Origin of the sequence: Oleomonas cavernae, assembly GCF_003590945.1 — a bacterium.
GTDB lineage: Bacteria > Pseudomonadota > Alphaproteobacteria > Zavarziniales > Zavarziniaceae > Zavarzinia > Zavarzinia cavernae.
Genome location: NZ_QYUK01000008.1, coordinates 251,857 through 278,487 on the forward strand (window position 1 = coordinate 251,857; position 26,631 = coordinate 278,487).

The following is a 26,631-nucleotide window of genomic DNA, read 5'->3' on the forward strand; positions in this document are numbered from 1 at the left end:
GATTACGCCCGATCCGGGCCGAAAAGGTGCCATGTCCCTGCTTGAGCCCGACGAACCCCCGGCGGTCGAAATCGTCAACCCGCAAGGGACCAGCGAGGCCGTCCTTATCTGCGACCATGCCAGCGCCCGCCTGCCCCGCCGCCTGGGTGACCTGGGCCTGAGTGAAGCGCAACGTCTGGAGCACATCGGTTGGGACATCGGCGCCGCGGCGGTGGCACGGCGGCTGTCGCTGGCGATCGACGCGCCGCTGGTCCTGACCGGCTATTCCCGCCTGGCGATCGACTGCAACCGGCCGCCCGGCGTGCCGACCTCGATCCCCGTCCTGACCGGGAGCGTCGAGGTGCCGGGCAACCGGGACCTGAGCGAGGCCGACAAGGCCGCCCGGGTCACTGGCCTGTTCGAGCCCTACCACGCCGCCATCGCCGCCCTGCTGGACGGCCGGGCGGCGGCGGGCAAGGCCAGCGCCGTGCTGGCGATCCATTCGTTCACGCCCCACCTGGGCGACGCGCGGCCCTGGAATATTGGCGTCACCTATGGCCGCGACCGGCGCCTGGCGGGCTGCTTCCTCGAGACGCTGCAGGCCTTCTGGCCCGGCATCGTCGTGGGCGACAACCAGCCCTATGCGGTGACCGATTCAGGGGACTACGCCATGCCGGTCTATGGCGAGCGGCGCGGCCTGCTCCACGTGCTGATCGAGTTGCGCCAGGACGGCGTGACCGACGCGACGGGCCAGATCCGCTGGGCCGACCGGCTGGCCGCCTGCTGGCGGCAATTCGCGGGCGACCTGCCGGCACTGGCCTTGCAACCGGTCAGTTGACCAGCCGGGCGTCGCCCGAACCGCAGGTGAGATTGGTGCCGACCTCGACCTTGCCCAGATCCATCCCCAGCGTGTCGTCGAGCAGGAGAGCCAGGGTCGGGGACAGCAAGGGATCCAGCAGATCCTCGACCACCGGGTTCAGCAAGGCGGTCACGTCGCCAATTGCCTTGCCGGTCAAATCCATGACCGCGCCCAGCGTGCCGTCGTCCTGCGGTTCGTAGGTCAGGACGTGGATACCGTTGATGGTCTGCGACACGCTGCTGACGAGTTCGGTCGAGGAATAAGCGTGATAGGCCGGTGCTTCGCCGATCTCGGGCGGCCAGTTATAGGTATGTTCCCAATCGGTGGCCCCGGCATCGGTGTCGATCAGGACCCCCACGCCCCGCCTTCGAACGGCCGGCGGGGCGCACAGCTGACGAACAGGATCGCGGTCCGGGTGCAGGTCTTGAGGCCGATATCGACCAGCGCGATCGGCTCGACGCTGGGCTCGATATCGGAGAAAAGATACTGTCGAGATCGACTTGGCCGATGCGCAGGTTGGCGATCGCCGTCTTCACGGCGATCGTCAGCGATTCCGGCTTGCTGTTGGGCGGGCAATTGAAATCGGTGACACGCGCCTTGCCGGCGCCAAGGTCGAGGCTAACATCGATGCGAACCGGGTCGCCCGGCACGATGATGATATCCACCATATCGTGGGGCACGCCCAGGAGCGAGCCGATCACCGTGACCAGGTCGAGGTGGAACAGATCGTTGAGCAGCGTCGTCACCGGCGCGACCAGATTGGCCACTTTGCTGGCGAGATTGGCGATGCCGGTCAGGCCCGCCAGTTCCAGCGAGACCACCGCCCGGACCTGCGCCGTGCGGACATAGATCTGGTTGGGCCCAAAAGGATTGGCCTTCGCCAGTTCCGGATTGCCGATCGCCGATAGTTGCGGCGGCTCGACGACCGACAGGCGCAGCGTGACGGTGTTGTTGTCCCCCAGGTCGAGCGGAATGCTGGCCGCCAGCCCGTTCTCGCCATTGGCCGCCTGGACGATGGCCTGGGTCAGGTCGAAGACGCTGAGCGTCGCGTCCATGCCAGCCGCGGGCGTACCGCTCGCCAGGCTGAGGATCGAGCCCAGGCGCATGGTTTGGCCGGCCGGGACGATGGCCTGGAGGTCGGCGAGGCCATCGATCGCGGTGGCGTTGATCGCGCTGCCGCCGTCACGTTCCAGGGCATCGATGGCGGCTTGCAGCACGGTGCCGACCGCCGCATCCGTCGACAGCACCTGATCCGTGCCGCCCGCGTCGAGGTGGAGGCCGATAGCGAGTTCGTCGACGAAATCCAGCAGGTTGATGTCGGTGTCGATGAGCCCCTGCCAACTGACCAGGGAGAGGTTCAGGTTCCCGCCCAGCAGGCCGCCGAACACCGCGTTCAGGACCGTCCCCTGGCTGCTGTCGAGGTGTACCAGGGTGCTTCGAATGGTCAGCATGGCAAGCGGCGAACCGACGAAGGCACTGGTGGCCCGGGCCGAGACGTCGAGGTCGGTGACGCCCAGCGCACCGGCGAAAAACGACGGGCTCGACCCGCGCCCGCTCAAGCGCACGGCGCGCGGATTGGTCCCGCCCGCGGTGAATCGATCGGCGACCGGGTAGACCAGGCCGCCGCCGCTCTTGTGCGAGTCGTAGGTTCCCAGGCAGAAGGTTACCTGATCATCGGCCGTGGGATCGACGCAAGCCTGGGTCAGCGCCAGCGTGCCGTAGCCGTTGTCGGTCAGCACCACCTGGGCAGCGGCGACCGCCCCTGCCGTGCCCCCGGTGCCGCCGTCGAGATGGCGGGCCGCCGCGATGGCGGCGAGGTCGAGCGTGTCCTGCAAGCTCTGCTTGGCGTGAAAGGCATAGCCGAGGTCGACCACCATGGACAGGGTGCCGATCAGGACCGGCATGGCCACCATGAAGACCAGCGCGGCGGCGCCACGCTCCCAGATCGGCCGCTTCGGCTCTCGTGTTCCCATGCTCGACAACCCCGTCTGCGGCGCTCCCGAGGGATGTACGCCACCAGCACCGGGGTCTATTCAAAGCCGGAAAATATCCACAAGCCGTTAACGGGCATGACGGCAGAGCCGCGATCGCAATCTTCAGTCGGCAGGCACGGTGAAGGTGCTGTCGACGCTCAATTCGTCGGGGATGGGCAGGACTTCGGGCATGATCCGGCAGGAATCGTCGAGCGAGAAGGTCACCGTGATGGTGACCTGGCCGGCGGTCGGCAAGGTGAGCGGCGAGAACGTCGGGCCGGCGCAACCGGTCCTAGGCTGCATGAAGCCCTGGAGGGCCTCGGCGATGGCCCGATTATAGATTTCCTGGCGGTCGGCGGCGTCCTCGCCCACGGATACCTGGCGCGACAATTCGCCCAGCCGGTAGCGCAACTGAACGTAGTCGGCCAGGATCTCGCCATAGGTCATGACGCCGAACAGCAGCGTCACCATCAGCGAGGCGATGAGCGCGAATTCGATGACCGCGGCGCCGCGCTCCCCGCGGCCTTGATCAATTGACGAGACGGGCATCATCACACGTGAGATTGGCCCCAACATCGACGGACGCGACGTCGACGCCGAGTAGATCCAACAGGGTATTGAGAAGCGAATCCACCGTGCTCGACAGCAGACTGAGGACGGGTGCCAAGACGCTGGTCACCGTTGACAGTGTCGTGACGACCCCGGTCAGCAGGGTGTTCACAAGATTCGCGTTGCCAGCCGCGGCTTGGTAGGTGTCGAACTGAATGCCATTGGGGTTCGTCGAGGTTTTCGGGCTGAGCATATTCACCAGGGAGGTCGAGAAGTTCGACGAGTGATGATAGCAATAATTTGCGCCGCTGGGGTCTGCGTCTGCTGTTGCGACGCATCGGCCAGGCGGTGTCACCCCCACTTCCGGCGGATTGATATAGGTATCGGGTAGATAGCTGCTGCCTGCGATGGCGCTGTCTACAAGCAAGCCCAACCCGCCGCCGCCATAGTCGAGCCGCGGACCATCCCAGTGAACATAGTCCGGCGGTGCGTAGCCGGAACACGCGCCAAAAGATTGAGAAGAGGTGGTTTGCAGAAGGTGCCGGATCTTGTCCAGATGTTGAGAATCGGGAGTGGTTCGACCGCAACGGGGACCTTCGATGCAAAGACCGAGGCGGCGTCCATCGTGCCGACGCGAACGATCGCCGCGCTGGATGCGGCCCGCACCGTGAGATCCTTTGTGCCGTTGCCGGTGGGACAAGTGTAGTCCGTCACGTAAGCCTCGCCGCCGGCCAGATCAATGCTGATGTCGAGCCGCGGAGTCGGCAAAACCTCAAGCCCAAATACCGTCTTGTGCTGCGTCGACCCTAGCAGGGCGCCGACCAGCCCGCCGACAACGGTCGACAACAGACCGGCAATGTTCAAACTAGCGGCCTGATTGAGCGCGGTTACCAGATCGCTGACCAGCGGCGCGCTCGCCAGCAGGTTGTTGACCGCCGTGGTTACGGGGCCGAGCACCGGCAACTGGATCGAGATATATACTCGCACCTGGCCGGTGCGGACATAGATCGCGCCCGCCCCGAACCGCTGGTCCGTGGCCGCCTTCGCCAGGGCCGGGTCGCCGATCGCGGACAATTGCGGCGGTTCGACCACGGCGAACTTCACCGTCACCGTGGCGGTCCCGTTCAGGATGCTGCTGCTCGATGTGCCCAGCCCAACCCCACCCTGCAAACCATTGACGCCGTTGGCGGCCATCAGCCCGCCCTGAACCAGATCAAGTGCGTTGATCGTCATATCGAGACCGGCCGCCGCCGTTCCGGTTTGCACACCGATCAGATCGGACAGCGTTATATTCGCCTCTCTTATGGCAGCCGATAAGCCGCTGCCCGCGGTATTGAGGCCGGTCAGTTCGATGCCCGCGGTGGTGCCGGTGCCCAGGACCGTGGCCGCAGTTGTCAGCAGGGTGCCGATGCTGACCTGGCTGCCCAGTACCTGGTCGTAATTGCCCGCGGCAACGCCGACGCTGGGGGCCAGCGCGTCGAGGAAGGTGAGCAAATTGATGTTCGCTGTGGCGATCCCGTTCGAGCCGAGCACGGTCAAGCTGCCGTTGCCGCCCAGCAGGCCCAGCACCAGGTTCGGGTTGGCACTGACCAGGGCGCTCCTGATCGTCAGTTGGGCCAAATTGCTGCCGCCCCGGGCCGCCGTCGATTGCACCGAATAGTCCAGCTCATCGATGCCGAAAATGCGCGCAAAGAAGCTGGGCGAATCGCCCTTGGCGCTCAGGCGGACCGCCTTTTGTTTGGTGCCGCCAGCGGTGAACCGGCTGCTGAGCGGGTATTGGAAAGCGCCGCTGCTGTCCCTGGCGGCGTAGTTGCCCAAGCATAGAAAGACCGCATTGTCGGTGGTGGGTATGGCGCAGCCCGAAGCGAGCGAGAAATCGGTAAACCCGTTGTCGTCGAGAACGGTCCGCGCCGCCGTCGTTGCGGCAGGGGTCGCCCCGGTACCGCCGTCGAGTTGCCGCGCCGCGGCAATCGCCGCCAGATCCAGCGTGTCCTGAAGGGTCTGCTTGGAATAATAGGCGTAGCCCAGGTCGGTCACAAAGGCGATGACACCGACGAGAATCGGCAGCGCCAGTGCAAACAGGATCGCCGCGGCGCCGCGTTCCCTGCGCATTCCCTTCGCCCGCGGCCGGCGCATTCGATCAAACCCCTCCGCGCACGGAAACAAGATTGGAAACCGACAGGGTCGTCAGGCTGGTTGGAAGCGGCACGACCGCGGGCATGAAGCGGCAGGCATCGGTAAGCTGGTAGCTGCCCTCGACGAGCACCTTTGCGTCGGCGCCGGCGCCGGTCGGGGTTATTTTGAAGGAGGCGCAGGTGGCCGTAACGGCATCGCTCTTGAAGGCATCGACCATCTTATCGTGCAGGTTGGTGAACGTCGCGCTGCGCGCGTTCTCATCCTCGCCCACCGCCATCTGCCGGGAAATCTCGCCCACCGCATAACGAAGCTGAATGTAGTGGGCCAATACCTCACCATAGGTGAGGATGCCGAACAGCATGGTGACCAACAATGTACTGACCATGGCAAATTCGATCATGGCGACGCCCCGTTCGCCTTTTCCAGATCGTTCTCGCCGGGTCTTCCACGCCGTCACGGCACCACTACCTTATGCAAGGACTTGTCATGGGGCGGAGGTTACCCCCGATACGCCCAATGTTCACACCAAATCAGGATCATTTTGACCAGAGTATGGTTAACGGATCCTGAAGATGCCTTTGTATCCAGGCGCTTTCCGAGGAAGGCAACGCCGAACATCTATCATTTTGGATGCAATCATCGCAGATTCTGTCAGATGCCGCCGGCGCCGAGCCCGAAGGCCATGCCCCGCATGATCGCGGCGTAGTGACAGGCCGAGGCAGCGAGGACGAAGCCGTGCCAGACCGCGTTCTGATAGGGCATGCGGTGGCGGACGTGGAAGAGAGTGCCGACGGTGAACAGCACCCCGCCCACGGCGATGAGGATCATGGTGGAGAGTTCGAGCGAGGCGAGCAGCGGCCGGATCGGGATCACCAGCATCCAGCCCATCGCCAGATAGATCGCGATCGAGACCCGCTCGTAGCGGCGGGGAAAGGCGATCTTCACGCAGACCCCGGCCACCGCGATGGCCCAGATCACCAGGGTGATGGTGATGGCCCAGGCGCCGTCGAGATAGCGCGTGGTCAGCGGCGTATAGGTGCCGGCGATCATCAGGAAAATGGCGGCATGATCGAAGCGGCGCAGGAATTCCCGGCGCGGCGACGGCTTGGTGAGGTTGTAGGCGGCCGAACAGATCAGCATGGCGTTGAGGCCGATGACATAGGGCACGACCGAGGCAAAGGCGCCGCCATCGCCGAAGATGCCGACCACGATCAGCAGCGCGATGGTGCCCAGCACGGCAAAGGCCACGCCCAGGATGTGCACCCAGCGATCGGCCGCCAGTTCACCGGCACCGTAGGCGCGCGGCCCCCAATCATAGACGCTGTCGCTCACCGATCCTCCCCGATGTTCTGCTTCTCGGCCAGCCCAGCCTAGCTCCGGGGGACGCCCGGGCCATCGCCTTGCACGGGCGGTAGTCCATACGGTGGATCACGACCCCTGACGAAGTGGTTAAGCTGGCCGGGTGTTGGGCAGGACCTGTGCGCGTTCGAGAAATCCGATCCCCAAGCGACCCACAGGAGACACCCCATGCAGCGGCTGAGCGGCCTCGACGCTTCGTTCCTCTATATCGAAACCCCCAGCAACCACATGCACGTCGGCATGCTGTGGGTCCTGAAACGCCCGCCGGCCGGCGACACGCCCTATTTCGACCGGGTGCGCAAGCTGGTCGAGGGCCGGCTGCACCTGTCCAAGACCTATCGCCGCCGGCTGCTGCCGGTGCCCTTCGACATCGACCATCCGCTGTGGCTGGAAGACCCGGATTTCGATCTCGACTTCCACCTGCGCCACATCGCCGTGCCGCCGCCGGGCGACGCGCCCAAGCTGCTGGAACTGGTGGCCCGGCTGCACTCGCGCGCGCTGGATCGCAGCCGCCCCCTATGGGAGATGTACGTCATCGAGGGGCTGGAGGACGGCCAGGTAGCGGTCTACATCAAGATCCACCATTGCTGCATCGACGGCATGGCGGGAACCGAACTGATGGTCTCGCTGCTCGATTTCTCGGCCGAGCCGCGCGAGGTGCCGCCGCCCGACAAGCCCTGGACGCCCGAACGGGCGCCGACCGATGTCGAGGTGCTGCTGCGGGCCTCGGTCAACGGCGTGGTCCAGCCCATGCGCATGCTGCGCCGGCTGCCCAAGGTGATCGGCGCCGGCATCGCCTTCGGCCGCCGCGCCCTGGCCCGCAGCGAGCCGATGCCCACCGCCCCCTTCCAGGCGCCCAAGACCCCGTTCAACCGGGCCCTGACGCCGCATCGGCGCTATGCCGTCGGCGCGGTGCCGCTGGACCGGATCAAGGCGGTGAAGAATGCCCTGGGCGCCACGGTGAACGACATCATCCTGGGCATGTGCGCGGGTGCCTTGCGGCGTTACCTGGAGCTTCACAACGAATTGCCGGACAAGCCGCTGCTGGCGGTGTGCCCGGTTTCGGTGCGCAAGGAGGACGACAAGAGCGGGGCCAACAACGCGGTCTCGGCCATGTTCGTCTCGCTGGCGACCGACATCGCCGATCCGCTGGCCCGGGTCACCGCGATCCAGGCCTCGACCGGCCAGGCCAAGGAGGCGCACAAGGCCCTGCCCGCCACCAATCTCCAGGACTGGTCGGTCTTTGCCGCCCCCCTGGTCGCGGCCCAGGCGGCACGGCTCTATTCGCGTTACAAGGTCGCCGACCTGCATCGGCCGCCCTACAACGTGATCATCTCCAACGTCCCCGGCCCGCCCTTCGCGCTCTACCTGGCCGGGGCGGAACTGCTGCACTCGTATCCGATCTCCCTGCCGATCGAGGGCATCGGCCTCAACATCACCATCATGTCCTACCGCGACGAGGTGGCGATCGGCCTGACCGCCGACCGCGAGGCCGTGCCCGACATCGACCTGCTGATGTCGCTGATGCCCCAAGCGCTGGACGAGATCGAGGCTGCGCTGAAGAAGAAGGCGGCGTAACCTGCCTTTTCACCGTCATGGCCGGGACAAGCCCACGGCTGTCCGGTTAAGATTACGCTCATAGCCAGCTCATCTGGTTGGGGTCGATGCGTTGTCTTGGCTCGGCCCCGATTAGCCGGTCGAGCCGTCGGCGGTGCATGAGGTTTGCGCGCACCAGGCGGGCGAAGGCGAGCGGGCTTTGAACCGTTTGCTGGGCGGCCTGGGCCAGGCGCAACAGCAGGAAGGCGATCAAGGCGACGGCAACCTGAATGCGGACCGCGTTCTCGCTGGTGCCGAGAAAGCGGCGGATCTTCAGGGTCTGCTTGACCCAGCGGAAGAACAGCTCGATGGCCCAGCGCCGCTTGTAGAGGTCGGCGATTTCCTGGGCGCTGGCATCGAGATCGTTGCTCAGGAGGCGCAGCACCTTGCCGGTTTCGATCGTGATGCAGACCTCGCGGACGGGGGCGGAGAACGGGTTCTTGCGGTTCGTGGCCTGGCGCCGCGGCAGCAGGCCGACGCGGTCGGACAGGATGTTGGCAGCGCCCTCGGGCAGCGGCCGTTCGGCGGTCACCGTCAAGGGCGTGTTGGACTTGAAGCGCGTGACGATGCGGCACCCGGCGGCGTCCAGCCCGGCCCACCAGGCGTAGTCGTAGTAGCCCAGGTCGAAGACATAGGTCGCCCCCGCTTCGATGGGCATGGCCTGGGCCGCGGTGATGTCGTTGACCTTGGCCGGGGTGACCGCCGCATAGATCGGCCGGTCGGCATCGGGGTCGTAGATGACATGGGCCTTGGCGCCGCAGGCATTGGCTGAGAAGCGCGCCCACTCTGCCGCCACGCCGGTCAGGCGGATGCTGGTCGAGTCGATGAGATAGGTGGCTTCACCCACGGCCCGGCGCAGGCCGCGCCCGGCACCGGCGACCATGGCGGCGAACAACGCGCTGAACACTTCACTGGGGCGCCCGGCATTGGCGTCGGCCAGGGTCGAACGCGACACCGTACGCCCGCCGACGTGATAGAGCCGCGCGGCATGGCTCTCCAGGCCCGCGACGATCTCCCGCAGGCTGCTCGCGCCGGACAATTGCCCGTACAGCAGGGCGATGAACTGGCTCTTGGTCGGCAGCCGCCGGACCCGGCGATCGGCCTGATGCGCCGCGGTCAGTTGCTCGAACCGATCCCAAGGAACCCACTTCAGCAGATCGTGGAAAACGCTATTGTGGTGTCGCACGGTGTTGCTCCGATTTCATGTCCAGGAGACGCGCCAACGTCTGAACATGAGTAGAATCAACACCGTGCAACCAGTCCACTAAAACTAAACCGGACAGCCGTGGGACAAGCCCGGCCATGACGGGTAGGAATATTGTGGGTTACCACGTCTCGGCGTAGGGGCGCAGTTCCAACTCGTGGGTCCAGGCGGAGCGCGGCTGCTTGTAGAGCTGCCAGTAGGTTTCCGCGATCGCCGTGGGCGAGAGGCCGGAATCCTCGCCCTTGGCCTCGAGATAGCCGGGCAGCAAGCTGCGCACCCGCTCGCCGTTGACCGCGCCGTCGATCACCACATGGGCGACATGGATGCCTTGGGGGCCGAATTCCCGCGCCATGCTCTGCGCCACCGCCCGCAGCCCGGCTTTGGCCGAGGCGAAGGCGGCGAACAGCGGCTTGCCGCGCAGGCTGGCGGAAGCGCCGGTGAAGATCACCGTGCCGGCGCCGCGGGTCACCGCCTCCTGCCCCACCAGCAGCGCGCCCAGGGGGCCCTGCCGCCACATGGCCTCGAAGAAATCGGGCGTGATCTCCAGGAAGGGCATGGGCCAGTTGCCGCCGACATTGAACACCACCAGGTCGGGCCGGCAGTTGTCCGCCGCCACCCGGTCGAACACCCGCTTCACATCAGCCTGGCTGGTCACGTCGGTGACGATCGGCACGACCGAGGCGACGGCGTCCTCCACGGTCTGGAGCTTCTCCTGGTTGCGCCCGGCGGCATAGACCGGCATCCCTTCGGCCGCCACCTTGCGCACCATGGCGCCGCCGATCCCGTCAAGCGGGCCGACCCCGAAGATCACCGCGGCTGGTTTGAAGTCCATGTCTACCTCCATCTGCCTCAGAACGCCCTCTCCGCCGCTTGCGGGGGAGAGGGAGGGGACCCGTCGCGTCAGCGATGGGGAGGGTGAGGTGGTGGTCGGGCCAGCGCGCGCTTTACGCCATCGACCCACCTCACCCAACCCTCTCCCCCCAAAGGGCGGAGAGGGCTTTTCTGGTTACGCCGCCAGGGCTTCTTCGACGAAGTCCAGGCGGTCCTGGCCGAAGAACATTTCCTCGCCCACGAAGAAGGTGGGGGCGCCGAAGGTACCGCGCTCCACTGCAGCCTGCGTGTTGGCGATCAGTTTCTGCTTGACCGCGCCGTCATTGATGCGCGCGGCGAAATCGGCCGGGTCGAAGCCGGCCTGCGCCAGGGTGGCGTTCAAGACCTCGGGATCGCCCAGATTACGCGGGGCGAGCCACATGGCATCGAAGATTGCATCGACGTAATCCATGAAGCGAGGCGTATCCAGGTAACTCACGGCGCCGCGCATCAGGCTGATCGTGTTGATCGGGAAATAGGGATTGAAGTTCAAGGTCACACCAAAGCGCCGGGCAAAGCGCTCCAGGTCCTTGTTCATGTACATGCCCTTGGCCGGGACCATGGCGGGCGACTGGTTGCCGGTCGCCTTGAACACGCCGCCCAGCAGGATCGGGACATAAGTCACCTTGGCCGGAGTGCGGGCCAGGACCGCGGGCAGGCGCTTGTGCGCCAGGTAGGTAGTGGGGCTGCCGAAATCGAACAGGAATTCCAGTTCATGGGTCATAGGGTGTTCCTCACCAGTTTTCCGACCAGGGGCGCAGGTCGAGTTCATGGGTCCAGGCATCGCGCGGCTGGGTGTGCAGGGACCAGTAGGCATCGGCGATGTGCTGCGGGTTCAGGATGCCGTCGGTCTCCCGCGTCTTGTAGAGGTCGGGGAAAGTGTCGCGGATGAAGGCCGTGTCGATGGCGCCGTCGATGATGGTATGGGCGACGTGGATGCCTTCAGGCCCCAGTTCCCGCGCCATGCTCTGGGCCAGGGCGCGCAGGGCATGCTTGGCACCGGCAAAGGCGGCGAATTGGGATTTGCCGCGCAGGGACGCGGTGGCGCCGGTGAAGATGATGGTGCCCCGCTTGCGCCCCAGCATGTGGCGTGCCGCCTCGCGGCCGGTGAGGAAGCCGGAGAAGCAGGCCATTTCCCAGACCTTGAAATAGACCCGGGCCGTGGTCTCGACGATCGGAAACCAGACATTGGCGCCGATGTTGAAGACCATCACCTCTACGGGTCCGATGTCGCGCTCGATCTGCTCGATCATCGGCACCACCGCCTCTTCCTTGCGGGCATCGACGCCGAAGGGTACGGCCTTGCCGCCGTCCGCCTCGATCGACGCGACCAGGGGGGCGAGCTTGTCGGCCTGGCGGCGTACCACCGCGGCGGTGAAGCCTTCACGGGCAAAGCGGCTGGCAATGGCGCCGCCCAGGGCGTCGCCCGCCCCGATGATCAGCGCGACCTTTTCGGCCATCGATATTCCTCCCGGACGACAGAAGGCTTGCGCTTCTGCATGATGTATGTCATCCAGAATTTAGCATGACGAGCATCATGCAGATGGTCAAGGGGGAAACCGATGGGGCATTCCCAGGCACAGAAGCAGGCGAACCACGACCGCATCGTCGAGGCGGCGGTGGGCCTGTTCCGCGAGCGCGGCTTGGGCGGGATCGGCGTGGCCGAGGTGATGCGAGCCGCAGGGCTGACGCATGGCGGCTTCTACAGCCATTTCGAGTCCCGCGATGCGCTGGTGGCGGAGGCCCTGGCCAAGGCCTTCGCGGTCGACGAGCGGCGCCTGGAAAAGGCCATGGCCAAGACCGGCAAGCCGGCAAAGCCGGCGATGCTCGAGGCCTACCTCACCCCGATCCACCGCGACAACCCGGCGATCGGCTGCACCGCCGCTGCCCTGGTGGCCGACATCGCCCGCGGCGGCGCGCAAGCCCGAGCGATCTTCACCGAGCAGATGCGGCGTTATGCCGACAGGGTGGCCGCCGTGCTGCCCAAGGATTCGCCGACCGCCCAGGCCGATGCCCTGTTCGCCTTCAGCGCCCTGGTCGGCGCCCTGCTGATCGCCCGCGCGGTCGACGATCCCGCCCTGTCGGACGCCGTGCTCGAATCCGCCCGGCGCAACCTGACCAAAGCCATTGCGTAACGCTTAACAGCCCATAAAACCCAGGAGAGCAAAGTGACCCAACCCTTCGACCATTCGGGCAAGCACGTCTTCGTTTCGGGCGGCACCAGCGGCATCAATTTAGGCGTCGCCCAGGCCTATGCCCAGGCCGGCGCCCGCGTCACCGTCCTGTCACGCAAGATCGACAAGGTCGAGGCGGCAGTCGCCACCTTGAAGGCGCTGGGCCCCGATGCCCAGGGCTTTGCCGGCGACGTGCGCGACGTCGGCCGGCTCGAGACCGTCTTCGCCGAGGCCGCCGCCACTTTCGGCGAGATCGACGTGCTGATCTCGGGCGCCGCCGGCAACTTCCCCGCCCCCGCCCTGGGGATTTCGCCCAACGGCTTCAAGTCGGTGGTCGACATCGACCTGCTGGGTACCTTCCACGTGGTGAAGTCAGCCTTCCCGCACCTGAAGAAGCCGGGCGGCGTGATCACCAACATCTCGGCCCCGCAGGCCTATATCCCGATGGATTTCCAGATGCACGTCTGCGCCGCCAAGGCCGGCGTCGACATGATCACGCGGGTGGGCGCGCTGGAATGGGGCGAATTGGGCCTGCGGGTCAATTCCGTGGTCCCCGGCCCGATCGAGGATACCGAAGGCATGGAGCGCCTGGCGCCGACGGCGGAAGCCAAGGAGGCTGCCCGCCAGTCGGTGCCCCTGGGCCGCTACGGCACCAAGAGCGACATCGCCAATGCCTGCATGTTCCTGTCCAGCCCCTATGCCACCTATATCTCGGGCGTGGTCCTGCCCGTCGACGGCGGCTGGAGCCTGGGCGGCGTCGCCGCCATGTCGGCCGGCATGAAGAAGATGATGATGGGGCGGTAATCTCGTAAATCCCTCTCCGCCGCTTGCGGGGGAGAGGGAGGGGACCCATCGCGAAGCGGTGGGGAGGGTGAGGTGGTGGGTCGGGACAGATCACGCTCTACGCCGCCGACCCACCTCACCCAACCCTCTCCCCCTAAAGGGCGGAGAGGGCTTTTTATCCCCCGATCAGGACCTTCTCGGCGGATCGGGTAAGCGCCGGCTTGGGCGCCGGCTTGAACAGGTAGTCGTCGGGCAGGCCCATGCGGCGGCAGGCCAGGATCGGCGGCGTGTCCTTCACCAGCCTGGGCAGCAGCTTGGCCAGGAAGCGCATCATCGCCGTGGTGCGCGCCACCTGGGCCGGGGTGCGGTGGAAGCCCAGCTTGTCCTTGGCCCAGTCCGGCAGCAGGTCGATGCCCGCCCCCACCAGCATTTCCTGGATCGCGGGATGGGTCTTGCCCATGCTGGAGTCGCGGCGGGCGACCTCGATGAAATTGTCGACCGCCGGGCGGCGCTCCAGCCTCGGCTCCCACGAGCGGATGTAGGCGTCGATTTCCGCCTGCGTCGTCGGCACCTCGTAACGCCCATAGTCGCGGGTGGAGTTGGCCGATTCGCTGGCCAGCTTCACCTTCTCGGCCTCGGTCATGCCGGGATTGACGTAGCGCTGGTAGGCCTGCGCGAAACCATAGCCGGCGGTCAGGTGCACGAAGGCCATGCGGTCGGGATCGAAGGCGGTGTAGCGCCCGCCGTCGGCCAGGGGGCCGCGCACCTTGGCGTGGCGCTGCGCCACTTCCTTCATCAAGGCGGCCTTGGCGCTCTTGGAGGCATAGGTGGTGGCCATGGCCGCCGACAGGGTGCGCTGCAGCCGCCCCAGCGTATCGGTCTTGTAGTTGGAATGGGTCTCGACGCCCGAGCCGACCCCTTCTTCCGCCATCTGGAGCACCACCGCCGGGAAGGCGCCGATCATGAACACCAGCGGGTTGGCAAAGATGCGCCAGGTGATGCTGTCGGGACCGAAATCGCCCGGATCGCCCTTGGGGCCCAGGTAGTCGACGACATAGGCCGGGTCGACGGGCGTGTAGGCGCGGGCCAGCGACTGCCGCGCCGTGCCGAAGATCGGCAGGGCGGCAGCGGCGGCGGCGGCGATATCAAGCATCGTCATGGGTGGCTCCCGGGGCGGTTGTTCGATCCTGTTGCCTCAAGAATCGCCTGACCGGGGAGATAAGGAAACTTGGTTCCCGGCAGCCCCTTCGGCCGGGCCTCGATCCAAGTCCCAAGCCATTGTCACGAAACGGAAAACTGTCCCGCCGCAAAAGCGCACGGCGGCCGATCGGGCGCCGGATCGTGACGATTGCTCGTTTTTGCATCGGCCGAAAGCCGCGCGGATAGACCACATTTTGGCGCCATATCCGCTTGGGCGCCGGGTACGGGCGGGTCATCGTCGGTTCAGGGCCGTCGAGGTGGGGCGTTCGACGAGGCAACGGCTCGAGCGGTAAGCCGCCACTCAGCTTTCAGCGGAGCAACCAGCCGTGGCCAGCAAGCAATCGCAAGTCATTGACCTCGCGCCCAAAAAACGGCCGAAGCAAAGCCGCTCCCAGGCCAGTTTCGAGGCCGTCGTCGAGGCCTGCGCTCGTCTTTTGCGCGGCGGCGGCTACGACACGCTGACCACCAACCTGATCGCCGAGGTGGCGGGGGTGGGCATCGCCACGCTCTATGAATACTTCCCCAATAAGGAGGCAATCGTCGCGGCCGTGGCCGAACAGACCGTGGCGCGCATGGCGACACGGCTGGCCGAGAGCTTCGATGCGGCCCAGGCCCTGGACGATCGCGAGGCGACCCATTTCTGGATCGCCTGCCTGGTCGAAATCGTCAGCGACGACGCCTTCCTCTACCGCGCCCTGATCGACCACTACCCCGAGATTCGCGACAGCAAGGCCTGGAAGCTGCTGCGCCAGCAATTGCACCAGGTGGCGCTGGGCCGGGCCGCCTCGATCGCCGACCGCCTGGGCCTGGACGATTTCGAGCGCGACAGCCACCTGATCGCCATCATGGGCGAACGCGCCATCCTGGATATCGCGCTGAACCGTGCCCACGACCGCGAGGCCATGACCGCCCGCCTGGGTGAACTGCTCTACCGCATCATCCGCACGCGGTAAGTTACACCCGGGCCGACAGGACCTTGTGGACGGCACCGGTCAGGGTGGCGAGGTCTTCCTCGGTCGCCGTGAAGGCGGGCGTCAGGTAGACGATGTTGCCGAAGGGGCGCACCCAGACGCCTTCGGCCACGAAGGCGCGCTTGAGGGCGTTGAGGTCGCCGATCGCCGCCAACTCCACGACACCGATCGCGCCCTTCACCCGCACGTCGACGACACCTGGCAGGTCACGGCAGGCCGGCAGCGCATGGGCCAGATGGGCCTCGATGGCCGAGACCTGGATCAGGCGCGGCTCGTTCTCGAACAGGTCGAGCGAGGCATTGGCGGCGGCGCAGGCCAGCGCATTGCCCATGTAGGTGGGCCCGTGCATCAGGGCGGCCGAGGGCCGGTCGTCCCAGAAGGCATCGAAGACCCGTTTGGTGGCGATGGTCGCGGCCAGCGCCATGGTGCCGCCGGTCAGCGCCTTGGACAGGGTGACGATATCGGGCACCAGCCCCGCCGCCTCGCAGGCGAACATGGTGCCGGTGCGCCCGAAGCCGACGAAGATCTCGTCGAAAATCAGCAGGGTGCCATGGGCATCGGCGATCCGGCGCAGGTGGCGCAGCACCTTGGCCCCGTGCATCTTCATGCCGCCGGCACCTTGCACCAGGGGCTCGACCAGGATGCCGGCGACACGCTCGCCATTGGTCTGGAAGAACGCCTCCAGGGCCGCCAGCTTTTCCGGCGTGTCGGGCAGGTCGACCACCCATTGTTCCGGCAGCAGGCCGGTGAACAGGCTGTGCATGCCTTCGTCGGGGTCGCACACCGCCATGGTGCCGATGGTATCGCCGTGGTAGCCGTGGCGGAACGAGACGAATTTCGACCGCCCGCGCTCGCCCTTGTTGAGGAAATACTGGATCGCCATTTTCATGGCGATCTCGACCGAGACCGAACCTGAATCCGAGAAGAAGACCCGGTCGAGGTCGCCAGGCAGAATCTGCGCGAGGCGGCGAGCCAAGGTCAGCGCCTGCTCGTGCACCAGGCCACCGAACATGACGTGAGGCAGGCGTTCGACCTGGGTCTGCACCGCGGCGCGGATATGCGGGTGGTTATAGCCGTGGCAGGCGGTCCACCACGAGGCGATGCCGTCGATCAGCTCACGGCCATCGCTCAAGCGGATGCGGGTGCCCTGGGTCGACGCCACGGCCAAGGGTGGCGTCACCGTCTTCATCTGGGTATAGGGCAGCCAGATATGCTCGAGGCCAGCGGCGTACCAATCCGTCACGATTCACCTGTCTTAATCGTCATTCCGGCGAAGGCCGGAATCCATCGGGGTGGCAGGCGATATCTGGCGGACCTGACTGGTCCTATGTCCCGCGCTGCATCGGAATGGATCCCGGCCTTCGCCGGGATGACGGCAATGATCTGCCTTATTCCGCCGCCTGGACCGTCTCGACGGCGGTGATCGGCATCGGGCTGATCCCCAGCCGGTCGAACAGGCGCTGGTCGCGTTCGGCTTCCGGGTTGGCGGTGGTCAGCAGCTTCGGCCCGATGAAGATCGAATTTGCGCCGGCCAGGAAGCACAGCGCCTGCAATTCGTCATTCATCTGCTCGCGCCCGGCCGACAGGCGGATCATCGAGGCGGGCATCAGGATCTTGGCGACCGCGACGGTGCGCACGAAATCGAAACCATCGAGCGGGGCGTGGCCCGACAAGGGCGTGCCCTCGACCTGGACCAGCAGGTTGATCGGCACCGATTCAGGATGCACGGGCAGATTGGCCAGGGTCACCAGCAGGCCGGCGCGATCGGTCAGATCCTCGCCCATGCCGACAATGCCGCCGCAGCAGACATTGATCCCGGCGTCGCGGACGTTCGACAGGGTATCCAGCCGGTCCTGATAGGTCCGGGTGGTGATGATCTCGCTGTAATATTCGGGCGAGGTGTCGAGGTTGTGATTGTAGTAATCGAGGCCGGCATCCTTCAGGCGCAGGGCCTGATCGTGATCCAGCATGCCCAGCGTGACGCAGGTTTCCATGCCCAGCGACTTCACCCCGCGGACCATGTCGATGACCTGGTCGAGGTCACGGTCCTTGGGGCTGCGCCAGGCGGCGCCCATGCAATAGCGGCTGGCGCCGGCGTCGCGGGCGCGCTTGGCCTCCTCCAGCACGGCGCCGACCGCCATCAGCTTGGAGGCCTTTACGTTGGTGTCGAACTTGGACGACTGCGGGCAATAGCCGCAATCCTCGGGACAGCCGCCGGTCTTGATCGACAGCAAGGTCGACATCTGGACTTCGTTGGGATCGAAGAAGCGGCGATGGGCGCTCTGGGCTTCGAAAATCAGGTCGGCGAACGGCTTGGCAAACAGCGCCTCGACCTCCGCCCGGCTCCAGTCGTGGCGCAACCCGTCGGGAACGGGCGCGGACGAACAGGCCTTGGCGGAAACGGCGATCTCGGTCATAGCAGCGACCCAATCCTTTTGTTGTCCCCGTGGCGACGGCCCCGGCACTTGGGCCGCAGACTATGCTGCTTTGCACAGAGGTCAATAGGAAGGCGCCAATCCGGCAGCTTCCCTGGGTTTGCGGGTGATCGTGCCACAAGGGTTGACCGGCGCCCGCAATAGGATAAGAGTCCGCCGCCTTTCAAGGAGGCCCCCCGCCCCATGCACTCGCTCGACGCCTTCGCCACGGCCAAACTCGTGGATCTGGACGCCCGCCATCAATTGCGGCGCTTGATCCCGACTGCCCGGATCGACGGCGTCATCCTGGAGCGCGGCGGGCGCCGCCTGGTCTCGTTTTCCTGCAACGACTATCTGAACCTGGCGACCGACCCGCGCACCAAGGCCGCCGCCATCCGCGCGGTCGAGACCCACGGCACCGGCGCCGGCGCCTCGCGCCTGATCACCGGCAACCACCCGATGATCGAGGAATTGGAACACCGCCTCGCCCGCCTGAAGGGGACTGAGGACGCCTGCGTCTTCGGCTCGGGCTATCTCGCCAATGTCGGCATCATCCCGACCCTGGCCGGCGGCAACAGCCTGGTCCTGACCGACGAACTGGCGCACAACTGCATCAATGCCGGGGCCCAGCTTGCCGCGGCCGATACCCAGGCGTTTCGCCACAACGATCTCGATCACCTGGAAGAATTGCTGATCGAACACCGCGACCGGTACGACCATGTGCTGGTGGTGACGGACGGGGTTTTCTCGATGGACGGCGATCTGGCCCCTCTCGAGGCCTTGGGCGCGCTGTGCGTCAAGCACGATGCCTGGCTGATGACCGACGATGCCCACGGCATCGGCGTCATGGGCCGTGACGGCGCCGGCTCGGCCCATCTCAAGAACAAGCCGGTGGCCGTGCCGCTGCAAATGGGCACCCTGTCCAAGGCCATCGGCTCCTATGGCGCCTATCTGTGCGCCAGCAAGCCGGTGGTCGACCTCATGAAGACCCGGGCCCGTACCGTGGTCTATTCGACCGGCCTGCCGCCGGCCGCCGTGGGTGCCGCCATCGCCGCCCTGGACATCATCGAGAGCGAGCCCGACTTCGTCGCCCTGCCCGTCGCCAAGGCCCAGCGCTTCACCGCCGCCCTGAACCTGCCCCGGGCGGAGAGCCCGATCGTGCCGATCATCCTGGGCGAAGAGACCCGGGCGCTCGAGGCCCAGAAGATCCTGAGCGATGCCGGCTTCCTGGTCGCCGCCATCCGCCCGCCGACCGTGCCCCCCGGCACCTCGCGCCTGCGCTTCGCCTTCACCGCCCGCCACACGGACGAGGATATCGACGCGGTGGTCGCCATCCTGCGCGAACGCATCCTGTGACCCGATGACCGAGACGCTTTTTGTAACCGGCAGCGGCACCGACATCGGCAAGACCCTGGTCACCGCCGCGCTGGCCCACCAGGCCCGGCAAAGCGGCCGCAAGGTCGCGGTACTGAAACCGGTGGCCAGCGGCTATAGCTGGGACACCGCGGCACAGTCCGATGCCGGGGTGATCCTGCAGGCGCTGGGCGAAGAGATCACACCCGAGAACATCGAGCGCGTCTCGCCCTGGCGCTATCGCCAGCCGGTGTCGCCCGATTTCGCCGCCCGCCAGGAAGGCTGGTCGGTCAGTGCCGCGCAGATCGCCGCCTTCTGCCGTGGGGGCGAGCGCGACGCCGATACCGTAATCGTCGAAGGGGTCGGCGGCATCATGGCGCCGATCAACGAACGCCAGACCTTCCTCGACGTACTGCCCGATCTGCCCTACCCCGCCCTGGTGGTGGTCGGCACCTACCTGGGCGCCTTGAGCCACGCCTTCACCTGTGTCGAGACCATCCGTGGCCGCGGCCATCGGGTGGCCGGCATCGTGGTGAGCGAGAGCGAGACGGGTGGCCAACCGGTCGCCGAGATCGCCAAATCGCTCGCCACATTTCTGCCCGATCTACCGGTTGTGATGCTGCCGCGCCTAAATGGCCCCGCCCATGGGCCTCCGCCCCGCTGCTCACACAATTTCTTGTGGAAAAGTCATCATCTTGTGTGGCGCAAAATGCCCCTCACGAGATATAGTGTTTTTGTTGCGGCGGAGACCGCTTTCTGGAGAGAGGACAAGGCCCATGTCCTGGACCGACGAGCGCATCGCGAGCCTTCGTGAATTGTGGGAACAAGGCCTCAGTGCCAGCCAGATCGCGGCGAAGCTGGGGAACATCACGCGCAATGCCGTGATCGGCAAGGTTCACCGCCTGGGCCTGTCCGGCCGGCCAAGCCCGGTGCGCGCCGAACGCCCCGCCCCTGCCCCGCGCGCCGAACGCCCGGCGCCGGCGCCCCGTCCTGTGCGTGTGCTGCCGGCAAGCGAACCCGTGGCCAAGGCCGCGGCCCCGGCCCGTGTTGTCCAGGCAGCGCCCGCCCCGGCACCCGAGCCCGAGCCGATGGTCCGCGCCACCCTGCTGTCGATCAACGACCGCATGTGCAAGTGGCCGCTGGGCGATCCGGGCGATGCCGGCTTCCACTTCTGCGGTCGCCGCGCCCAGTCGAGCATGCCCTATTGCCAGGAGCACGCCCGCATCGCCTATCAGGCAGCAACGCCCAAATCGCGCGAGAAGCGCGATCGTGACCGCGAGCGGGAACGCGAGCGGCTGGTGCGCAGCCTGTCGTAACACCGATCGAACGGGGCCTGCGGGCCCCGTTTTCGCGTCAGGCCGGCAGCGGCTCCGTGCCCTTGTCGAGCAGCGCCAGGTATTTGGCATAGGCGAAGATGCGGTTGCGGCGCTTGCCGGTCGTCTCGCGCAGGATGCCCGCCGACACCATCAGTTCCAGGGCCTTGCCGACGGTCGGGAGCGACAGCTTGAGCTCCCTGGCGGCGGCCGGGGCCGTGACCAGCGGGCGCCGCTGCATCAATTCGTGGACCCGCAGGGCCGATGCGGCCGCGCGGCCACGCTCGGCGATGGCGAGGCGATCTGCGTCAAACAGCGCCATCAGTTCCTTTGCCGTTTCCGCGGCCTGTTCGGCCGTCTCGGCGACACCGGTGAGGAAGAATTCCATCCAGGCCTCCCAGGCGCCGGCCTGTCGCACCTCCTGCAGCAGCCGGTAGTAGTCGTCGCGCCGTCGTTTCAGGAACAGGCTGAGATAGAGGACCGGCTCCCGCAGCGCACCGGCATCGCACAGCATCAGCGTGACCAGCAAGCGGCCGAGACGCCCGTTGCCGTCCAGAAAGGGATGGATCGTTTCGAATTGCACATGCGCCAGGCCGGCGCGAATGAGCGGCGGCAAGGCCGGATCGTCCTCATGGAGAAAGCGTTCGAAGGCATCGAGACAGCCCTCCAAGCGATGGGGCGGCGGCGGAACGAACAAGGCATTGCCCGGCCTGGTGCCACCGATCCAATTCTGCGAACGCCGGAATTCCCCGGCTTGCTTGTTGGCGCCGTGGCCCGACTTCAGCAGGATCTCGTGCATCTCGCGCAAGAGGCGCAGCGACAAGGGAAAGCCGCCGCGCAGGCGCTTCATGCCGTGCTCGACCGCCGCGACATAATTTGAGACCTCCGTCACGTCGTCGAGCGGGACCTGCGGCATCTCATCGTTCTCGAACAGCAGCAGGTCCGAGAGCGAAGATTGCGTGCCCTCGATCTGCGACGACAACAGCGCCTCTTTCCTGACATACATGAACAGGAAAAGCGGGGCGGAGGGCAGGATGGTGGTGACGCCATCAAGCCGGCCGATCGCGCCGCGCGCCCGGTCATAGAGGGTCAGGAACTGGACAAAATCGAGCGGTGGGTCGGGCGGCAACGGCGCGGGCACAAAGGCACGAACCTTTTCACCGCCGACGGATGTCTCGACATATGTCCCCAGCCGCCCGGGGAATGCTCCCGCCACGATCGCCTCATCCTTTATTAGCATCAATTCGCTAATAAAGGATAATGCCTTTTCCTTTATTAAGAAACCGCCTTTGCGAAAGGCAGCGGTCGCGGGCGCATCGGGCACCTAATAGGCAGCGCGCTGTAACCTGCAAATATCGTCATGACCGGGCTTGTCCCGGTCATCCACGTCGGGACGAGCCACCTCTGTTGACGGCATAGGCAGCTTGGCGACGTGGATGGCCGGGACTTCGCCCGGCCATGACGGGTGGAGTATCGAAGCGAGGCAGTTTCACGGCGCCTCAAACACCTCTGTGGCCAATCGGGCGGGCGATGTCTCCGGTTGAGCGCGAGACACTTTAATCCTTCGCGGCGGCGAAGGCTTTCAGCATGGTTTCCATGGTGGTCAGGATCAGGCCGTGCTTCACCGGCGAGGTCGGGGTGTGGTTGACCACGCGCACCAGTTTGCGCACAACTCGGGCCTCGACCACGTCGAGGTCGATCACGTTCATGCAGCCGCTGTCCTGCTCGAAGGCGGCGAAGCTTTGCAGGCCGATGCCGGCCGCCCAGCCCAGGGCCGCCAGGTTGGTGCCGCCATGGGCGACCATCAGCAGGGTCTTCCAGCCGGGGGAGACCGCCAGCGCCTCGAAGGCCGGGACCACGCGGGCGGCGAAATCGTCAAAGCGCTCGCCGCCCAGGAAGCGCGACTCCGGCCGGGTGGCGGCCCGCGTCAACCCTTGCGTGAAATCGTCGAACAGGGTGGCGGGGTCCATGTCCTTGAAATGGCCCGGCGCGATCTCCTCGAAGGCGGGCATCACCTCGACCGCCGGCGCGACCCGGCCGGTCAGGACGATGCCCGCCGTCTCGCGGGTGCGGGGCAGGCCGCTGACCACGGCGCGGTCGAAGGCGATATCGGCCAGGGCCTGGCGCATCGCCTCGGCCTCGGCCCGGCCGCGCGTGGTGAGCGGCACCTGCCGGCTGTCGGTGGTGCGGCGGCCGGCATCGTCGATATAGGCGGCTTCGGCATGGCGCAGCAGGTAGATGCGGCGGCGGTTGGCGGCGGGATCGATCGGAAACATGGGCACACTCTTCCTTGGCGCGCGAGAATACGGTCTCGCACGCCGGCGATCCAGCCCAAGACTATTCCGCCGCGTGCGCCAGGGCGTCGGGCGGGGTGTCGCTGCGGAAGGCGGCCAGCAGGCCCTTGCGCTCCAGCGCCGCCTGGGCCATCGCCGCCTCCTTCACCGGACCGAAGCCGCGGATCCTGGCCGGCTGGGCCAGCAGGGCGACGGCGACCAGGTGGTTGTCGGGCCGCAGCCCGGCGGCGATTTCGGCCGCAAGATCCAGGTACTCGTCGCGCAAGGCCCGCTCGTGGCGGCGCTCGGCGCTGCGCCCGAACGGATCGAAGGCGGTGCCGCGCAGGCCCTTGAAATGCTTCAGGGCGCGGAACAGGGCGAAGACCCAGGGCCCGAAGGCACGCTTGGCCGGCCGGCCCGTGATCGGATCGACCTGGGCCAGCAAGGGCGGGCTCAGGTGGACCTTCAGCTTGGGCCCGGCTTCGAACAGGCCGTCGACCATGCGCTGGAAGCTGCCGTCGGTGTAGAGCCGGGCGACCTCGTATTCATCCTTGTAGGCCATGACCTTGAACAGGCCGTCGGCCGCCGCGCGGGCAAGCTCGCCATGGCCGGGCATGACCTTGGCCTCGGCCTGGCGGAGCGCTGCCACGGCAGCGGCATAGCGGCCGGCATAGGCGGCATTCTGGTACTTGGTGAGGTAATCGGCGCGGCGGGCGATGGTCTCGTCCAGGGTCGCGGAGCGGCGATGATAGGCCGGCACCGTATCCTGCTCGACCGAGGCCACGGCCGCGGCGATCGCCTGGGGTTCCAGGACGTGCAGGCGGCCCCAGCGGAAGGCATGGCGATTGTCCGCCGCCGCGGTCTTGTTCAAGGCGATGGCCGCCTCGATCGCCCGGGCGGTGATCGGCACCAGGCCCTGCTGATAGGCGATGCCCAGCATGAACAGGTTGGTCGCCAGGGCATCGCCGGTCAGGTCGGTGGTCAGGTCCGTGGCGTCAACCAGGGTGACCGGGGCGGTGCCGCAGCCCTGGCGGACCAGGGCCACCAGGCGATCGACCGGCAGCTTGGCATCGGCATCGTGGGTGAATTCCGCCGTGGCGCTTTCATGGGTGTTGATGATGGCGGCGGAATGGTCGAGCGCCAAACGGGCGCGGGCGTCGGCCCCGGCCGCCACGACGATGTCGCAGCCCAGCAGCAGGTCGGCGCCCTCGTCGGGAATACGCACGGCCTTGATCGCGTCCGGCGTGGCGGCGATGCGGATGTGGCTGCTGACCGCGCCGAATTTCTGGGCAAGGCCCGTCTGGTCGAGCACGGTCGCATGCTTGCCGTCGAGATGGGCGGCCATGGCGACCAGGGCACCCAGGGTGACGATGCCCGTGCCGCCGACACCCACGCCCAGGATCGACCAGGGCCGGTCGAGGGCGGGCAGTTTGGGTTCGGGCAGGCGCTGGTCGGCCGGGGCATCGCCGCCCTTGGGATGGGGCTGGCGCAACTGGCCGCCTTCGACCGTGACGAAGGACGGGCAGAAACCCTTGAGGCAGGAGAAATCCTTGTTGCACGAGGATTGGTCGATCTGGCGCTTGCGGCCGAATTCGGTCTCGACCGGGGTGATCGACAGGCAGTTGGACTGGACCGAGCAATCGCCGCAGCCCTCGCACACCGCCTCGTTGATCACCACCCGGCGGGCTGGGTCGGGCATCAGGCCGCGTTTGCGCCGGCGCCGCTTCTCGGCCGCGCAGGTCTGGTCGTAGATGATGATGGTGACGCCCGGCATCTCGCGCAGGCGGCGCTGGATCGCATCCATCTCGCTGCGGTCGTGGAAGGTACAGCGGGGTGGATAGTCGGACTGGACATGGCGGCCGATATCGTCGGAGACCACGACGATGGTCTCGACCCCTTCGGCCCGCACCTGGTGGGCGATGATGGCGGGCGACAGGGGGCCGTCGTGATGCTGGCCACCGGTCATGGCCACGGCATCGTTGTAGAGGATCTTGTAGGTCACCGGCACCTTGGCTGCGATCGCCGCGCGCAGGGCCAGCAGGCCCGAGTGGAAATAGGTGCCGTCGCCCAGGTTCTGGAAGATGTGCTTGGTCTCGACGAAGGGCGCCATGCCGATCCAGTTCGCCCCCTCGCCGCCCATGTGGGTGAAGGTCTCGGTCGCGCGGTCCATCCAGGTTGCCATGTAGTGGCAGCCGATGCCGGCATGGGCATGGCTGCCCTCGGGCACCAGGGTCGAGGTATTGTGCGGGCAGCCGGAACAGAAGAAGGGCGTGCGCTTGGCCGGCGCCGCCTCCGGGCTTAAGCGCCCGGCCAGCAGGTCGACCCGGGCGGCCAGGGCCTCGTCGCCGGTCAGGGCGACCAGGCGGCGGCCGATGGCGACCGCGATCTCGCGCGGCGACAGCTCGTCATGGCTTTTCAGCAGGGTGTGACCGGCCTCGTCGCTCTTGCCGGTGATGCGGGGCCGCTGCGGCTGGTTGTAGAGGATATCCTTGAGCTGGCCCTCGATCAGCGGGCGCTTCTCCTCGACCACCAGGATTTCCGCGTGGCCGGCGGCGAAGGCGGCGATGCCCACAGGCTCCAGCGGCCAGACCATGCCGACCTTGTAGAGCGAGACGCCCAGGGCGCCGCGCCGCGCCTCGTCCAGGCCCAGCAAGCCGAAGGCCTCGCGCACGTCGCCGAAGGCCTTGCCCGCGGTGACGATGCCCAGGCGCGGCTTGTCCGCCCGTTCGATCAGCCGGTTGAACCCGTTGGCCCGGGCGAACGCCAGGGCGGCCGGCAGCTTGTAGAGGTGGAGGCGGGCTTCCTGCGCCTGGGCGGTGTCGGGCCAGCGGATGTGCAGGCCCTCGGGCGGCAGGGCGAAGTCGCCGGGGGTTACGAAATCCTGGAAGGCGGGGCGGGCGGCGATGGTGCCCGATGTATCGGCAATCTCGGCGATCACCTTGAGCGCCACCCAGGTGCCGGTGTAACGCGACAGGGCGATGCCGGCCAGGCCGAAGTCGATGATCTCGGCCAGGCTCGAGGGGGCCAGCACCGGGATCATGGCATCGACGAAGGCATATTCGGTCTGATGCGCGGTGGTCGAGGATTTGCAGGTGTGATCGTCGCCGGCGATGGCCAGCACGCCGCCGCGGGGATGGGTGCCGGCCAGGTTGGCGTGCTTGAACACATCGCCGGTGCGGTCGACGCCCGGGCCCTTGCCGTACCACACGCCGAAGACGCCATCGACCGTGGGCTTCTTGCCCAGGGCGATCTGCTGCGTGCCCCACAGGGCGGTCGCTGCCAGATCCTCGTTCACGCCGGGCACGAAATGGACCCGGGCCGGCTCGAGAAAGCGTTTCGCCTTGCCGATTTCCAGATCGAAGCCGCCCAGGGGCGAGCCGCGATAGCCCGAGACGAAACCGGCCGTGTTCAGGCCCGCCGCCTCGTCGCGGCGATGCTGTTCCAGCAGCAGGCGCACCAGCGCCTGCATGCCGTTGAGATAGATGCGACCGTCGCGCGCCAGATACTTGTCGTCGAGGCCGACGCGCTGATCGGGTGCTGCGACGGGCACGGTTTGCGCAGCTGCGCCATCGGCCATGTCGGCATCTCCCTGATCGTTATTTCTTACATGATCATATTGACATGG

The 26,631-nt window shown here is 66.6% G+C and carries 25 protein-coding genes; 8 read left to right on the plus strand and 17 right to left on the minus strand.

The annotated features are described in order from the left end of the window. Positions 1-31: 31 nt before the first annotated feature. A complete protein-coding gene (locus D3874_RS01420; RefSeq protein ID WP_119775671.1) occupies positions 32-817 on the plus strand; it encodes an N-formylglutamate amidohydrolase in 786 nt (261 codons plus the stop codon). On the opposite strand, the gene D3874_RS01425 is transcribed toward D3874_RS01420, so the two are convergent. The 7 genes from D3874_RS01425 to trhA form a co-directional block, all read right to left on the minus strand. Beyond that, positions 810-1,196, minus strand: coding sequence for a hypothetical protein (locus D3874_RS01425; RefSeq protein WP_119775673.1), 387 nt, complete (start codon positions 1,194-1,196; stop codon positions 810-812). The two genes, D3874_RS01420 and D3874_RS01425, sit on opposite strands and share 8 nt — an antisense overlap. Beyond that, positions 1,141-2,811, minus strand: coding sequence for a TadG family pilus assembly protein (locus D3874_RS01430; RefSeq protein ID WP_119775675.1), 1,671 nt, complete (start codon positions 2,809-2,811; stop codon positions 1,141-1,143). The genes D3874_RS01425 and D3874_RS01430 overlap by 56 nt, the downstream gene beginning before the upstream one ends. A gap of 123 nt (positions 2,812-2,934) precedes the next feature. Further along, a complete protein-coding gene (locus D3874_RS01435; protein ID WP_158595767.1) occupies positions 2,935-3,363 on the minus strand; it encodes a TadE/TadG family type IV pilus assembly protein in 429 nt (142 codons plus the stop codon). Further along, positions 3,341-3,787, minus strand: a complete 447-nt coding sequence (locus tag D3874_RS27780) for a hypothetical protein (protein WP_147385481.1) — start codon at positions 3,785-3,787, stop codon at positions 3,341-3,343. The genes D3874_RS01435 and D3874_RS27780 overlap by 23 nt, the downstream gene beginning before the upstream one ends. After that, positions 3,778-5,472, minus strand: coding sequence for a pilus assembly protein TadG-related protein (locus D3874_RS01440; RefSeq protein ID WP_158595768.1), 1,695 nt, complete (start codon positions 5,470-5,472; stop codon positions 3,778-3,780). Before D3874_RS01440 ends, D3874_RS27780 begins: the two co-directional genes overlap by 10 nt. A 28-nt stretch (positions 5,473-5,500) precedes the next feature. Beyond that, entirely contained in the window at positions 5,501-5,896 is a 396-nt protein-coding gene (locus D3874_RS01445) for a TadE family protein (RefSeq protein ID WP_119775681.1), read from the minus strand. 251 nt (positions 5,897-6,147) lie between these two features. Then, a complete protein-coding gene (trhA, locus tag D3874_RS01450; protein ID WP_119775683.1) occupies positions 6,148-6,828 on the minus strand; it encodes a PAQR family membrane homeostasis protein TrhA in 681 nt (226 codons plus the stop codon). A gap of 195 nt (positions 6,829-7,023) precedes the next feature. Here trhA and D3874_RS01455 point away from each other — a divergent pair, with 195 nt between their 5' ends. Beyond that, a complete protein-coding gene (locus tag D3874_RS01455) occupies positions 7,024-8,433 on the plus strand; it encodes a WS/DGAT/MGAT family O-acyltransferase (protein WP_119775685.1) in 1,410 nt (469 codons plus the stop codon). Positions 8,434-8,491: 58 nt separating this feature from the next. On the opposite strand, the gene D3874_RS01460 is transcribed toward D3874_RS01455, so the two are convergent. The 4 genes from D3874_RS01460 to D3874_RS01475 form a co-directional block, all read right to left on the minus strand. Beyond that, positions 8,492-9,637, minus strand: a complete 1,146-nt coding sequence (locus D3874_RS01460; protein ID WP_119775687.1) for an IS4 family transposase — start codon at positions 9,635-9,637, stop codon at positions 8,492-8,494. Positions 9,638-9,776: 139 nt separating this feature from the next. Then, entirely contained in the window at positions 9,777-10,487 is a 711-nt protein-coding gene (locus tag D3874_RS01465) for an SDR family NAD(P)-dependent oxidoreductase (protein ID WP_119775689.1), read from the minus strand. A 174-nt stretch (positions 10,488-10,661) separates the two neighbouring features. Beyond that, the gene (locus tag D3874_RS01470; protein WP_119775691.1) at positions 10,662-11,249 is read right to left on the minus strand and encodes a 2-hydroxychromene-2-carboxylate isomerase; all 588 of its coding nucleotides are present in this window, start codon (positions 11,247-11,249) and stop codon (positions 10,662-10,664) included. 10 nt (positions 11,250-11,259) lie between these two features. Next, entirely contained in the window at positions 11,260-11,985 is a 726-nt protein-coding gene (locus D3874_RS01475) for an SDR family oxidoreductase (RefSeq protein WP_119775693.1), read from the minus strand. Between the two features lie 102 nt (positions 11,986-12,087). Between D3874_RS01475 and D3874_RS01480 the strand changes: the two genes are divergently transcribed. Both D3874_RS01480 and D3874_RS01485 read left to right on the plus strand, forming a co-directional pair. Next, positions 12,088-12,660 carry a TetR/AcrR family transcriptional regulator gene (locus D3874_RS01480; protein WP_119775695.1) on the plus strand — a complete coding sequence of 191 codons (573 nt, stop codon included), beginning with the start codon at positions 12,088-12,090 and terminating at the stop codon, positions 12,658-12,660. Between the two features lie 33 nt (positions 12,661-12,693). Further along, positions 12,694-13,503, plus strand: a complete 810-nt coding sequence (locus D3874_RS01485; RefSeq protein WP_119775697.1) for an SDR family oxidoreductase — start codon at positions 12,694-12,696, stop codon at positions 13,501-13,503. Positions 13,504-13,657: 154 nt separating this feature from the next. On the opposite strand, the gene D3874_RS01490 is transcribed toward D3874_RS01485, so the two are convergent. After that, positions 13,658-14,641: an oxygenase MpaB family protein gene (locus D3874_RS01490; RefSeq protein ID WP_119775699.1), complete on the minus strand. Its 984-nt coding sequence runs from the start codon at positions 14,639-14,641 to the stop codon at positions 13,658-13,660. 367 nt (positions 14,642-15,008) lie between these two features. Between D3874_RS01490 and D3874_RS01495 the strand changes: the two genes are divergently transcribed. Continuing rightward, positions 15,009-15,635 carry a TetR/AcrR family transcriptional regulator gene (locus D3874_RS01495; RefSeq protein ID WP_119775701.1) on the plus strand — a complete coding sequence of 209 codons (627 nt, stop codon included), beginning with the start codon at positions 15,009-15,011 and terminating at the stop codon, positions 15,633-15,635. Between the two features lies 1 nt (position 15,636). Here the strand turns inward: D3874_RS01495 and D3874_RS01500 are convergent, their stop codons facing one another. Both D3874_RS01500 and bioB read right to left on the minus strand, forming a co-directional pair. Beyond that, on the minus strand, positions 15,637-16,842 hold the full coding sequence (locus tag D3874_RS01500) for an adenosylmethionine--8-amino-7-oxononanoate transaminase (protein ID WP_233559820.1): 1,206 nt from the start codon (positions 16,840-16,842) through the stop codon (positions 15,637-15,639). Positions 16,843-17,041: 199 nt separating this feature from the next. After that, positions 17,042-18,070 (minus strand): biotin synthase BioB, encoded by a 1,029-nt coding sequence (bioB, locus tag D3874_RS01505; protein WP_119775705.1) that lies wholly within the window; start codon positions 18,068-18,070, stop codon positions 17,042-17,044. A 201-nt stretch (positions 18,071-18,271) separates the two neighbouring features. On the opposite strand from bioB, the gene D3874_RS01510 reads away from it, so the two are divergent. From D3874_RS01510 to D3874_RS01520, 3 genes are read left to right on the plus strand one after another with little or no spacing between them, the layout of a single operon-like run. Continuing rightward, positions 18,272-19,423 (plus strand): aminotransferase class I/II-fold pyridoxal phosphate-dependent enzyme, encoded by a 1,152-nt coding sequence (locus D3874_RS01510; protein WP_119775707.1) that lies wholly within the window; start codon positions 18,272-18,274, stop codon positions 19,421-19,423. 4 nt (positions 19,424-19,427) lie between these two features. Further along, the gene (gene bioD / locus D3874_RS01515; protein ID WP_119775709.1) at positions 19,428-20,234 is read left to right on the plus strand and encodes a dethiobiotin synthase; all 807 of its coding nucleotides are present in this window, start codon (positions 19,428-19,430) and stop codon (positions 20,232-20,234) included. Then, positions 20,197-20,736, plus strand: coding sequence for a GcrA family cell cycle regulator (locus tag D3874_RS01520; protein ID WP_119775711.1), 540 nt, complete (start codon positions 20,197-20,199; stop codon positions 20,734-20,736). Before bioD ends, D3874_RS01520 begins: the two co-directional genes overlap by 38 nt. Before the next feature lie 37 nt (positions 20,737-20,773). On the opposite strand, the gene D3874_RS01525 is transcribed toward D3874_RS01520, so the two are convergent. The 3 genes from D3874_RS01525 to D3874_RS01535 form a co-directional block, all read right to left on the minus strand. Beyond that, on the minus strand, positions 20,774-22,057 hold the full coding sequence (locus D3874_RS01525; protein WP_233559786.1) for a Fic family protein: 1,284 nt from the start codon (positions 22,055-22,057) through the stop codon (positions 20,774-20,776). A gap of 232 nt (positions 22,058-22,289) precedes the next feature. Beyond that, positions 22,290-23,009, minus strand: coding sequence for a histidine phosphatase family protein (locus tag D3874_RS01530; RefSeq protein ID WP_119775715.1), 720 nt, complete (start codon positions 23,007-23,009; stop codon positions 22,290-22,292). A gap of 61 nt (positions 23,010-23,070) precedes the next feature. Next, the gene (locus D3874_RS01535; RefSeq protein WP_119775717.1) at positions 23,071-26,583 is read right to left on the minus strand and encodes an indolepyruvate ferredoxin oxidoreductase family protein; all 3,513 of its coding nucleotides are present in this window, start codon (positions 26,581-26,583) and stop codon (positions 23,071-23,073) included. Positions 26,584-26,631 lie beyond the last annotated feature (48 nt).